The following is a 12,288-nucleotide window of genomic DNA, read 5'->3' as shown; positions in this document are numbered from 1 at the left end:
TCCAGAACCAGGCCCCTGTCTGGATTCCCGCTTACGCGGGAATGACGTTTTCATGACCCTTGGTGAGCCCTGAGCTGTGAGCTTGTCGAACAGTAGAAGGGCTCATGACGGTTCACCTGAAAATCCACATTCAAATCCCCCCTCTCCCCCCTTTTCTAAAGGGTGGATTTGACGCACGGCAAATATATCCTGAAAGTAGTTCCATTCCCTGGTTCACTCTCAACGTCAATGTGTCCGCCATGAGAGAGAATGATTTTATGTACGAGTGCAAGCCCCATACCGGTGCCCCGTGCCTTTGTCGTGTAGAAGGGAAGGAATATCTTATCGAGACTCTCCTTTGGTATTCCGGCGCCGGTATCAGAAATTAATATCTCAACGCCTTCAACAGACGCAGACACCTGCTTAAATTCCCCCGCCCCCCCCTTTTTTAAAGGGGGGAATCTCAGGTTCCCATGACCATCATCTCTAATGTTTCGGTATTCTGACACCTGACTTCTTGCCGCTATCCTTATCCTTCCGCCGTCAGGCATGGCCTCAAGCCCGTTCTGAATAATATTCTGCAGGGCCTGCCTCATTAATACCTCATCAATATTGATGACAGGCAGATCATGAATATCAAGTTCAACGTCTATATTGTGGTTTTCAGATTTGCCAATAGTTGCGTCTATCGCCTTTCTAAGCAGCCCGGCCAGGTCAACTGGTGACAGGGCAGGGGTGACATTCCTCCCGTAATTTAATAATTCCCTGATTATCAGGTCCATGTTGTTGACTTCTGAAATAATAGTGGAGATTTCTTCCCGTGCAGTATCTTCATCAGGGAACTTTTTGGAAAGCATCTTTGCGTAGCCCATTATCGTCCCCATAGAGTTTCTGAGCTCATGTGCAATGCCTCCGGACATCTCTCCAAGCATGGCAAGGCGCTTACGCAGCTCACCCTGCTCCTTCAGCATCTTTATCTCTGTCAGGTCTGTGAAGACAAATATGACGCCTGTATGCCTTCCGTCTTTATCCCTCAATGGAGATACAGACAGGCCAAGCCATATATTATTCCCTTCTCTTTTCTGAAATTCCACCTCCTGCCGTGACAGGGTTGCTGCTGTCAGTAATGACTCATCAAGCATCCTGCAGATGGAGCTGTTCTGTCCGAAGACCCTTTCGCATGGCAGGCCGAGGGTCTCCTCTTTGTATATTCCCAGCATCCGCTCTGCAGCATTATTAATAGTTGTAATGACCCTGTCCATACTGAAAGTCACAACACCGCTTCCTACACATCTTAGAATATCTTCGTTATAACTCTCTGCTTCTGATGCGCGGCGCTCTGCTACGCTTCGCAGCTTCTCCAGCTCATCCTCTTTATCCTTAAGCTTGTGTATCAGTGATGTGAAGGTATCAATAACAAATTCTACCTTTTCCTTCTTATCAGGAACGATATCGTCTGATTTGGTTGAAATAAGATTCTTGCGCGTCACGAATAATGCCCGCAGGATGAAGTAGACGGCAACTCCTCCGGCTAATACACCTGCTGCAAGGGCTAATAGCGCCATAGGTCCATCCCAAGATACCATTCAAGGATCTCCTGTTTAAAGAACAGGCTCAATATACCACCTGTGGCAAGGAAAGGCCCGAATGGGATCTTATACTTCCTCCCCTTGCCAAACATTAACATCATGAAAATCCCGACAATAGAGCCGATAAATGAGGACAGGACAATTGTAATCAGGACATCTGAAAGTCCAAGGAAGGCCCCGATCATTGCGATCAATTTAATATCCCCTCCCCCCATCCCGCCACGGCTTATCAGGGCTATTATAAAAAAGAGACCGCCACCTATTAATAATCCCAGGATGGCGCTTGATATCCCGGACGGGAGTATAAATGCGCTTGCCAAAAGCCCTATAATTATTCCGGGAATAGTAATGACATCGGGGATTATCTGGTGATGAAGGTCTATGACACTGGCAGTAAGAAGGGCCGAAAAGAGGAGTGCATAAACCGCTGTCTCTGTATAGAAGCCAAATTTCCATGCTATTATCGTATATCCCGCCCCATTTATAAGTTCAATTAAGATATATTGAACTGAAATTGGTGTGCCGCAAACCCTGCACCTTCCACGCAGTAACAAAAAACCCAGGATCGGGATATTATCATACAACTTTATCGGTGTTTTGCAGTGGGGACAATGAGAGGCAGGAGAGACTATGGATTGCGCTGCAGGGAGGCGGTAAATGCACACATTCAGGAAGCTGCCGATAACAGCGCCTGTGACAAAGATAAAGAGGTAGGTTAGGAGCATTTAGAGGTTGCCTTAGTCTTGACATGCATGGTTATTAATTGCATTATAAACAGAGTTATCAAAGCAAGCAAGTGAACGGGGTCAGACCCCAGTAGAGTATCGGAGACATGGTTATTTCTTATGAGCCGTAAGATCGCAGTATTAGGTGCAGGCAGTTGGGGTACAACCCTTGCGAAACTGCTTGCTGAAAAAGACAATGAAATCAGGTTATGGGTCTATGAAAAGGATCTCGTAGAGGTTATAAAAAAAGAAAGGGAGAACAGCATATACCTCCCCGGCTATAAACTTCCTGAAAACATTGAACCTACAAATTCACTTAAAGAGGCAGTAACGGCATGTGACATAATACTTTCTGTTGTCCCTTCCCATGCGGTAGGGGATGTATTTAAAGAATTAAATGATTTCATGCCTGATGTCCCGGTGGTAAGCGCTACAAAGGGTATTACAACTGATACACTTCAAACTGTCTCAGAGGTATTAGGAGATATTCTGTCACCGGCAGTGGCACATAAGAGGTATGCTGTAATTTCAGGGCCAAGTTTTGCAAAAGAGGTGGCGCAAAAGCACCCGACGGCCATTACAATTGCCTCGGCCAATGAGGCGCTTGCTAAGGAAATGCAGGCACTGTTCCTACGTTCGTACTTCAGGGTCTATACAAATTTTGATATCACAGGTGTCGAGATAGGCGGGTCTCTTAAGAATGTAATCGCGATTGCCACCGGGTGCGCGGACGGCCTCGGTTTTGGACACAATACAAGAGCGGCACTGATAACCCGCGGGCTTGCAGAGATAAAGAGGCTTGGAACGGCAATGGGTGCACAGGCGCCTACCTTCTACGGGCTATCCGGGCTTGGAGACCTCGTATTGACATGCACTGGTGAGCTCAGCAGGAACAGGACACTTGGGTACAGGCTCGGGCAGGGAGTCAAATTAAGGGATACATTCTCGGAATTGTCAGGCAGGGGTATGGTGGCAGAGGGTGTTAAGACAACAAAGGCGGCATGGGAGCTTGCAAAGAGGTATGATGTCTCAATGCCCATTACACATGAGGTCTATAGCCTGCTATATGAAGAAAAGGATGTACAGCAGGTTGTGCACGACCTGATGATGCGAGAAGCAGGCGGGGAATAAAAATCCCCCTTAATCCCCCTTTTACAAAGGGGGAAATTAGTTACCCCACTTTAGAACGGGGGAAAGTAATTCTTCTCTGTATAAAAGATGGAAATCAGTTCCCCCCCTTTAGTAAAGGTGGCAGGAGGGATTTGAACGGAGAATTTTAGATGAAACCTGAAGATATTGCCAGGATTTTAAGCCTGGTTAAGACAGGCAAACTTGGTGTAGACAAGGCCCTTGACCGCCTGCGGCATCTGCCCTACGAGAACCTCGATTTTGCCCGCATTGACCACCACCGACACCTGAGGCAGGGGATGCCTGAGGTAATATATTGCGAAGGTAAGAAGGTCAATCAGGTAGTCAGGATAGCTGAACGAATACTCGATAAAAAGGGAGACATCATAGCAACGAGGGCAGGACAGGATATATTCAACGCGCTTTCAGCTATTGACAGCAGGGCTGAGTATAATGAGCATGGCCGGGTCGTAACCATCCTCCACAAAAAGAAGGCCCTCACTAAAGGCACTGTGCTGATTGTTTCAGGTGGCACATCAGACATGCCAGTTGCAGAAGAGGCCCATGCATTGCTTGACGCCTTTGGCAGCAGGGTAAAGACCCTATATGATGTTGGCGTTGCAGGCATCCACAGACTGCTTGATAACCGTGATGCGTTGCGGAAGCCCCGTGTCATCATAGTCGTTGCAGGCATGGATGGAGCCCTTTCAAGCGTGGTCGGCGGCCTTGCCTCCCAGCCGGTTATTGCAGTTCCCACAAGCAACGGATACGGTGCAAGCTTTGGAGGCGTAGCAGCGCTTCTTACCATGCTTAATAGCTGCGCTGCAGGTGTGGCAGTCATGAACATAGACAACGGCTTTGGCGCCGCCTGCATGGCGCACAAGATCAACCTGATCGGCGAGTAGTTTCAGGGGTCAGGGCGCACAAAGGTACATAAAATTCATCCTTCGACAAGCTCAGGATGAACGGGAAGCCAGGTTGCCAAACACCGCCTTCGAAGAACTCAGGCGTTCATCCTGAGCTTGTCGAAGGATGAATAGAGGGATTTTCAGGTGAACCGTCATGAGCCCTTCGACTGTTCGACAAGCTCACAGCTCAGGGCTCACAAAGGCAGATGAAAAATCCCCCTTAGTCCCCCTTTACAAAGGGGGAAAGTAATTCTCCCATGCATAAAAGGGAGAATTACTTTCCCCCCCTTTAGTAAAGGGGGGATAGGGGGGATTTGAACGGAGATTTTCGAGTGAAGATAGCCTGGTTTGATTGTTCCAGCGGTATCAGCGGAGACATGATCCTCGGCGCCATGGTTGATGCCGGTGTCCCCTTTGACAAGCTCAAAGAGGGGCTTTCACAGCTCAACCTTGAAGGATACTCTATCTCTGCCAATACGGTCTTAAAGAAGGGTGTTAAGGCAACCAAAGTGGATGTAGTTATAGAGAGCCCGGACCTTCCAGGCAGGCCTTTAAAAGACTTAAGACAGATCATCTCAGACAGTAATCTTTCGCAGGAAATTAAGACCAAAAGCCTTTCAATATTCCAGCGGCTTGCCGTAGCAGAGTCTGTTGTTCACAATTGTCCGGTTGAAGACGTCCACTTCCATGAAGTAGGACACATAGATACTATTGTGGATATAGTTGGCTCTGTCTATGCCTTTCATCTGCTTGGCATAGATAAGGTCATATCATCTCCGGTTGACACAGGCAGTGGGACTGTCAAAATGTCGCATGGCATCTTCCCCATTCCTGCGCCTGTGACTGCGGAACTCCTTAAGGATGTGCCGGTGTACTCAAGCGGGATTGAGCGGGAATTGACCACCCCTACAGGTGCTGCAATAATCACTGCCTTTGCATCTTCATTTCAGCCTTTGCCAAAGATGACACCCTCTCAGATCGGATACGGCGCCGGTGGATGGGAGTTGAGCGAAAAGCCGAATATCCTGAGGGTATTTATTGGAGAGGACGCCGGGGCACTTGGCACTGACGAAGTCTGCGTCATAGAGACTAACATTGATGACATGAATCCACAGATTTATGAATATCTGATGGACCGCCTATTTGAAGCAGGCGCCCTTGACGTATATATTACGCCAATAATTATGAAGAAGAACAGGCCGGCGCAAATGCTTTCTGTAATCGCAGATACAGGGACATTAAATGTGCTCAGGGAAATAATATTCAGGGAGACAACATCAATCGGGGTCAGGGTAGGAAAGCTGTCCCGTTTTGTCCTGGCACGCGATATTAAAGAAGTCCAGCTCCCCTATGGAAGGGTCCGGATCAAAATTTCGGGAGGCTCGAATGGTGTACACAATATAGTGCCTGAATATGAGGATTGCAAGGCGCTGGCGCTGAAGACAGGTATTCCGCTTAAGGATATAATTGAACTTGCGAGGAGATCGGGCAGAGAGTGAGTATAGCCCGATGAAAATCCCCCTTAATCCCCCTTTTTCAAAGGGGGAAAATAATAGTCCCCATTTATCAATGGGGGAAAATAATATCCCCCCTTTTGTAAAGGGGGGTGAGGGGGGATTTGACGCGGGTTTTCCGGATACAACCCTCGACATCCTGGAAGGCGTCCGAATAATTCAGCCAAAGAGAGGCCATCGCTTTACAACAGACTCAGTCCTGCTTGCAAGACTATCCAATCCGAGAAAATACTCAAGGGTACTGGAACTTGGAACAGGCTGCGGCATAGTTTCCATACTTCTCGCCAAACGTATCCCGTCGTTACGGATTACGGCGGTAGAAATACAGGAAGAGATGGCGAAATTTGCAGAACGTAACATATGTTCAAATAATATGGAATCCGGTATTACAATTCTGAACAAGGACATAAATAATTTGCCCAGGATCCTGCCATCAGCACATTTTGATTATGTTGTTACCAATCCCCCGTACAGGACACTATCCTCAGGCCGCTTAAGCCCTGACAAAAGCAGGGCAGTTGCAAACCATGAGCATGCCATAACGATAGATGAAATCCTTAAGGTCAGCCGGCATCTTCTGAAGGTTAGGGGAAAGATAAGCCTGATCTATACTGCTGACCGTCTGACTGACTTATTTTCAGCCATGAGGCGCTGCCGTATTGAGCCAAAAGTCCTTAAATGCCTTCTTACAAGGGGTGATGGGGAAATTACACTTGTATGGGTTGAAGGTATCAGGGAGGGCAAGCCGGGACTCAAAATCTCCTGCGAGCCTCTTGTCTGATAGTCCACTCATTTGCCAAACAACTTTGAGGACATGCTATGCACATGCCTTAATTTATCACCCCTTCAGTGTTGACATGTCGTGTATATCCTGATAATATACAAAAAATGACAGATTTTCACAAGATAGAAGGCTTTGAATGGGATGAAGGTAATGCCAGAAAGAATGAAAAACATGGTGTATCGCAAGCTGAGGCTGAGCAGGTTTTTATAAATGAGCCGCTTTTAGTACTATTGGATGAAAAACATAGTTTGGGTGAGATGAGATTTCACGCACTCGGGAAAACTAATGCGGAGAGGTTGTTGCATGTGTCATTTACGCTTCGATATGCAGCGGGTAAAGGGGCCAGAATCCGAGTAATTTCCGCACGCAGCATGCATGTTAAAGAGAGGAGAATTTATGAGCAAAAAGCTGAAACAAGTACCTAAGTTTAGATCCGAAGCCGAAGAGAGAAAATTCTGGGAGACGCATGACAGTACAGAATATTTTGACTGGTCACAGGCGGTGAGTGCCCGCTTTCCAAATCTCAAGCCCTCGACGCAGTCTATTTCTTTAAGACTGCCGTTGTCACTGCTTGAACAAATCAAGATAGAGGCCAATAAGCGGGATGTGCCATACCAGTCCCTTATAAAGGTATGGCTTGCGGAGAAGGTGGGATAATTACCTATGACTCACTACATTAAGTTTTGCCAAACAACTTAGATGACGTGCTGTGTACGTGCCTGAATTTATCTCCTGGCCTTATATATGGCACAGCGCTTCTGACAGCCTGAGCTCCATCTGAAAAGCCAGTTAGTATAAGCTTTAACTTCCCCGGGTAGTTTGCAATGTCCCCTACTGCAAAAATGCCCTTTCGGCTGGCTGCCATATTCTGCCCGACCTTTATACGGCTGTCATCTATCTCAAGCCCCCATTTTCCTATAGGGCCGAGGTCTGATGTGAAGCCAAGCATCAGCAAGAGTGCATCAGCCTTAATCGGCACCTCCCTGCCACTGCCGTCTGATAATGCGACATACTCTAAATGCTCATTGCCGGTTACCTCTTTGATTTCATAAGGGGTAAGAACCTGAATCCTTCCCTGCTTTGCCTGTTCAGATACCAATTGGACGGTATGGGGGTGGGCCCTGAATGTGTCTGAACGGTGGACCAAATATATCTTCTGTGCTGTATCAAGCAGATTTATAACCCAGTCAAGCGCTGAATCCCCGCCGCCTGCGATAACGATATCCTTCCCTCTAAAGGAACCCTTCTCTTTTACAGTATAGTAAACGCCATTTCCTTCGAACTTATCAATTCCAGGTTTCCCAGGACTCCTCGGTTTAAATGCACCAAGACCTGCAGCAATGATCACGGCCTTTGAGAGATATCGTCCTTTGTCAGTGAGCAATTCAAATGCCGTTTCACCGTCTCGATCCTGTCCGGGGTGTTCAGCGACCAGTCCGGGGACAGAATTCAATTCTGTCCCCTTTTGCGCCAATTGCGGGGATGACCCTGACGGGACCGTTGAACCAGCAGGTACCTTGGCATTCGCAATAGTAATTACGGTTTCATTCAGGCAAAACTCAGGAGTAAACTGATTTGCCTGAGCAAACAAGTTTTCAGCAAGCTCCTTAGCCGTAATCTTCGTAAACCCTGGCGCGTCAAATATATATTTTTCAGGATAGAGCGCAGTAAGCTGCCCCCCGGGTTCCGGCATGCTGTCAATTATGCGAACCGATGCCTCATGCATACCGGCCTGAAAGGCAGTAAAGAGACCTGATGGGCCTGCACCGATAATAGTTATGTCTTTAATGTCATCTGTAGGCAAGTTCACTCGAAAATCCCCGTTCAAATCCCCCCTCGCCCCCCTTTACAAAAGGGGGGAACTAATTTCTCCCTTGAAAAGGGAACTAATTTCCCCCTTGAAAGGGGAGCTAATTTCCCCCTTTGAAAAAGGGGGATTAAGGGGGATTTTCATGATCCTTTTCGCAGCGTAAACCCCAGATCATCCACCACCCCAAAATCCACATGCAGCACGTTGCCATTCTTGTCCAGCTCCCGTACTTCAACATAGCTGGCATCCTCCTTTTTCGTAAGGTTGCCGCGTGGGTCGGTGAAGTAGAGATACGCAAGAATGCCTCCGTGAGGGGTTTCTCCGTCGTAGCGGTAGACCCCTGTTTTTTCAGGGATAAGTATACAGCCGCCTATCGTGGAAACAGCCTTGCATCCTATGCACTGGCAGTAGAATCCCTCCCCTGACGGCTGAACATCACATCTTGGAAAGCGCATAATAAACCCTCTCTATCTACTTGATAAACTAAGAATAAACCCGGTGGTCAGAGAAGTCAATTCTAATGAATAATCACGGCCCTTCGATTGTTCGTCCTTCGACTGTTCGGCACGCTCACAGCTCAGGACGTAAGGCGTTTAGCAGCACAGCTAAGGGCTCACAATGCTTCATGACAAATGTCATTCCCGCGTAAGCGGGAATCCAGACCGATGGCCTGATTCTGGATTCCCACTCCCCGCTTAAATCATGCGGGGACAGGTTCCGTGGAATGACAGGTACTTAGGGGCATTTTCAGGTGACCTATTGATAGAAGTACTCGTTATAGTGTATTATTATATTGTCATACAGGTCAAAAAACTGAATTCTGAGGAGGATGTCTCATCCATGTTAGGAAAAGAAGGTAACAAGATGGGTATTAATTTTCTCAAGGGATAAGGCTTGTTAAAATTAGAATAGTATTTCAGCCCAAAAACCCAACAAAATCAACATAACTCAATATTTTTATTGGCATATAATTTGCTTCTATTCGTATAATTGACTATGGAACTTTACTGGTATGCAGTTCACACTAAGCCAAGGCAGGAGGCAGTTGCTGAGGCATTTCTCGCACAATCCGGAGTTGAGATCTTTTATCCAAGGACAGGACCAACCAAGTCACTGTTTACAGGATACATATTTGCCAGATTTGACGCAGAAAAGCAGTACAGATTAGTGAAATACTCAAGGGGTGTCAGTTCAGTTGTAAGTTTCGGTAATACTCCGGCCCCTGTAGATGAGGAACTGATTGAAGGCATAAGACTCAGGATCAAGGATGGTTATGTGGTTCTTGATCCCCCGTCATTTACAAAAGGGGAGAAGGTGGAGATAAAGGAGGGGCCATTGGAAGGAATCAGCGGCATATTCGACAGCCGCGTCAAAGACTCAGACAGGGTTGTCATACTTCTTAATGCCATAGCATCACAGTCGAGGATAGTAGTGTCTTCCACGAGTCTTCGCAAAACATCGTAAATCCTGCGTTGTTAGTTTCATGATTTCACTATTGTTTTTAGATTGCTAAAGCAACTTATGTGGTTGCCGAAAGAATTAATGCTTCATTTTGGTGCATCAGGTTAAGTGCCTGTAATGGCGGCAGCCTGCCATAATGCAGTGACAGTTTATTATCATGTGTGGAATAGCCGGCATATTAAATAAAAAGGAAGGCAGAGAGGTCTCGTCAGGTACGATTAAATGGATGCTTTCTGCAATCAAACACAGGGGGCCGGATGAGTTTGGAGTCTATAAAAATGATCAGGTTGCACTGGCGCATGCGAGGCTTAGTATCATTGACCTTTCAGGCGGACAGCAGCCAATGTCCAATGAGGATGGCACAGTATGGATTACCTTTAATGGCGAGATATTCAATTATATAGAGCTTCGAAGGGATCTTTTGCATAAGGGGCATGCCTTCTCAACCCATTCGGATACGGAAGTTATTATCCATCTCTATGAAGAGTATGGTGAAGGGTGTCTTGATCAATTAAATGGACAATTTGCCTTTGCCATATGGGATGGGAACAGAAAGAAATTATTTCTTGCCAGAGACAGGGCCGGTATACGGCCGTTGTTTTATGCCGGCAACCATGACAGATTTTATTTTGCATCTGAGATAAAGGCAATATTTGCGACTGGTGAGATCGAAAGGGAAGTTGAACCTGCCGCTATAAATCAGATTTTCACACTCTGGTGCACTGTTCCGCCGGCGACGGCGTTTAAGGAGGTGTATGAACTTCCGCCAGCCCATTATCTTACTTTACAAAATGGGAATGTGTTGATCAGGAAGTATTGGGATATTGATTTTTCACCTGAAATTGAAGGCGTATCATTTGAAGAAGCTAAAGAGAGGTTAAGGTATCTCCTGACGGATGCAACGATGCTGCAACTCAGGGCTGATGTCCCTGTGGGCGCATATCTGAGCGGCGGTCTTGATTCATCTGTTACAACGGCGTTAATCAGGCAGTTGAATCAGTCCCCGTTGATGACCTTTTCTGTAGCCTTTGAGGATAAGGATTATGACGAAAGTGAGTATCAGAGGGAGATGGCCAGGGCACTTGGTGTGCAACACCATGAAGTGAGGTGTAAATATTCCGATATCGGGGATAATTTTCCGGAGGTCATCTGGCATACTGAGAAACCGGTACTGAGAACTGCTCCAGCCCCATTATTCCTGCTATCGAAGCTTGTTCGCGAAAATGGACTTAAGGTGGTACTGACAGGCGAGGGGGCGGATGAGGTTTTGGGCGGGTACGACATATTCAAGGAGACCAAGATTCGTCAGTTCTGTGCAAGGTATCCTGATTCAAGGCGCAGACCCCTTTTGCTGAAAAAACTTTATCCATACCTGCCTGCCTTTCAGACTCAGTCCGGAGCCTATAAAGAGGCATTCTTCAGCGGGGGGGGCTCTGATATTTCGGATCCTCTGTTTTCTCACAGACCCAGATGGAAGAGCACATCCATGACAAGACTTTTCTTCTCCGAAGAATTAATAAATGCTGCAGGAAAGGAATCTGCCGAGGGTTCCCTGCTGGGTGCTATGTGCAGCGGATTCAGTGAATGGCCGCCTGTGGCCAGGGCTCAGTACCTTGAGACAAAAAATCTCCTGCCCGGCTATATCCTTTCATCACAGGGTGACAGGGTGGCTATGGCCCACTCCATAGAAGGCCGGTTCCCGTTTCTGGATCACAGGGTGATGGAGTTTTGCGCAAGGCTCCCTCTTCATTACAAGATAAAAGGGCTTAATGAGAAATACATACTGAAGGAATGCATGAAAGACCTTCTGCCAAAGCTCATCGTGAAAAGGTCCAAACAGCCGTACCTTGCCCCTGACAGCAAGAGTTTTTTCTCTAACGGAGCCACTCCGGATTATGTGGAAGAGCTCTTGTCTGATGAGTGCATAAGAAAATACGGTTATTTTAAACCAGAGGCAGTCAGGCATCTTATTAATAAATGCAGGAAGGGTGTGGTCATAGGTTTTAAAGACAATATGGCTGTTGTAGGCATCTTATCCCTTCAGTTGACCCACCGTCTATTTATCGAGAAATTTGAATCGGAAATGTCCCTTAGAGACAGCAATATGAATATTATTAACAGGAGGGCAAATGGAACCGGCCGACATCAAGGGAAAGATTAAGGGGTATATTCTTGAAAACTTTTTGTATGGAGGCAGCAGTGATCAGATTGCCGATAATGATTCCTTTCTTGAAAAGGGGATAATTGATTCCACGGGTATTCTGGAACTTGTCGGCTTCATAGAAGAGACGTTTTCAGTAAAGGTGGAAGATGAAGACCTGGTGCCTGAAAATATGGATTCAATCAACAGGCTTGGCGAGTTTGTCATGCGCAAATCCATTGAGGTGTAA

The 12,288-nt window shown here is 46.8% G+C and carries 14 protein-coding genes; 10 read left to right on the top strand and 4 right to left on the bottom strand.

The features are described 5' to 3' along the window. Positions 1-155: 155 nt before the first annotated feature. Both IT393_06695 and IT393_06690 read right to left on the bottom strand, forming a co-directional pair. Positions 156-1,565 carry a PAS domain-containing protein gene (locus tag IT393_06695; GenBank protein ID MCC7202328.1) on the bottom strand — a complete coding sequence of 470 codons (1,410 nt, stop codon included), beginning with the start codon at positions 1,563-1,565 and terminating at the stop codon, positions 156-158. Beyond that, positions 1,532-2,293: a prepilin peptidase gene (locus IT393_06690; protein ID MCC7202327.1), complete on the bottom strand. Its 762-nt coding sequence runs from the start codon at positions 2,291-2,293 to the stop codon at positions 1,532-1,534. Before IT393_06690 ends, IT393_06695 begins: the two co-directional genes overlap by 34 nt. A 120-nt stretch (positions 2,294-2,413) precedes the next feature. On the opposite strand from IT393_06690, the gene IT393_06685 reads away from it, so the two are divergent. The 6 genes from IT393_06685 to IT393_06660 all read left to right on the top strand — a co-directional run bounded on the left by IT393_06685 (position 2,414) and on the right by IT393_06660 (position 7,284). Continuing rightward, complete coding sequence (locus tag IT393_06685; protein MCC7202326.1) at positions 2,414-3,424, top strand: NAD(P)-dependent glycerol-3-phosphate dehydrogenase; 1,011 nt, start codon at positions 2,414-2,416, stop codon at positions 3,422-3,424. 149 nt (positions 3,425-3,573) lie between these two features. Further along, positions 3,574-4,326, top strand: coding sequence for a nickel pincer cofactor biosynthesis protein LarB (larB, locus tag IT393_06680; protein ID MCC7202325.1), 753 nt, complete (start codon positions 3,574-3,576; stop codon positions 4,324-4,326). A gap of 335 nt (positions 4,327-4,661) precedes the next feature. Continuing rightward, positions 4,662-5,828, top strand: a complete 1,167-nt coding sequence (larC, locus tag IT393_06675) for a nickel pincer cofactor biosynthesis protein LarC (protein MCC7202324.1) — start codon at positions 4,662-4,664, stop codon at positions 5,826-5,828. Positions 5,829-5,838: 10 nt separating this feature from the next. Further along, the gene (locus IT393_06670; GenBank protein MCC7202323.1) at positions 5,839-6,624 is read left to right on the top strand and encodes a methyltransferase; all 786 of its coding nucleotides are present in this window, start codon (positions 5,839-5,841) and stop codon (positions 6,622-6,624) included. Positions 6,625-6,731: 107 nt separating this feature from the next. After that, entirely contained in the window at positions 6,732-7,052 is a 321-nt protein-coding gene (locus IT393_06665) for a BrnT family toxin (protein MCC7202322.1), read from the top strand. Beyond that, positions 7,024-7,284: a BrnA antitoxin family protein gene (locus IT393_06660; GenBank protein ID MCC7202321.1), complete on the top strand. Its 261-nt coding sequence runs from the start codon at positions 7,024-7,026 to the stop codon at positions 7,282-7,284. The genes IT393_06665 and IT393_06660 overlap by 29 nt, the downstream gene beginning before the upstream one ends. 19 nt (positions 7,285-7,303) lie before the next feature. On the opposite strand, the gene IT393_06655 is transcribed toward IT393_06660, so the two are convergent. Both IT393_06655 and IT393_06650 read right to left on the bottom strand, forming a co-directional pair. After that, the gene (locus tag IT393_06655; protein MCC7202320.1) at positions 7,304-8,437 is read right to left on the bottom strand and encodes an NAD(P)/FAD-dependent oxidoreductase; all 1,134 of its coding nucleotides are present in this window, start codon (positions 8,435-8,437) and stop codon (positions 7,304-7,306) included. A gap of 140 nt (positions 8,438-8,577) precedes the next feature. Then, the gene (locus IT393_06650; protein MCC7202319.1) at positions 8,578-8,892 is read right to left on the bottom strand and encodes a hypothetical protein; all 315 of its coding nucleotides are present in this window, start codon (positions 8,890-8,892) and stop codon (positions 8,578-8,580) included. Between the two features lie 247 nt (positions 8,893-9,139). Between IT393_06650 and IT393_06645 the strand changes: the two genes are divergently transcribed. The 4 genes from IT393_06645 (at position 9,140) to IT393_06630 (ending at position 12,288) form a co-directional block, all read left to right on the top strand. Beyond that, entirely contained in the window at positions 9,140-9,328 is a 189-nt protein-coding gene (locus IT393_06645; GenBank protein MCC7202318.1) for a hypothetical protein, read from the top strand. Positions 9,329-9,433: 105 nt separating this feature from the next. Beyond that, a complete protein-coding gene (locus IT393_06640; protein ID MCC7202317.1) occupies positions 9,434-9,901 on the top strand; it encodes a hypothetical protein in 468 nt (155 codons plus the stop codon). A gap of 154 nt (positions 9,902-10,055) precedes the next feature. After that, positions 10,056-12,059, top strand: coding sequence for an asparagine synthase (glutamine-hydrolyzing) (asnB, locus tag IT393_06635; protein MCC7202316.1), 2,004 nt, complete (start codon positions 10,056-10,058; stop codon positions 12,057-12,059). Then, positions 12,028-12,288 (top strand): acyl carrier protein, encoded by a 261-nt coding sequence (locus IT393_06630; GenBank protein MCC7202315.1) that lies wholly within the window; start codon positions 12,028-12,030, stop codon positions 12,286-12,288. Before asnB ends, IT393_06630 begins: the two co-directional genes overlap by 32 nt.

The organism is Nitrospirota bacterium, from assembly GCA_020851375.1.
GTDB lineage: Bacteria > Nitrospirota > 9FT-COMBO-42-15 > HDB-SIOI813 > HDB-SIOI813 > RBG-16-43-11.
Note: the sequence above shows the minus strand (reverse complement) of the source record. Positions and strands in the feature narration are given on the sequence as shown.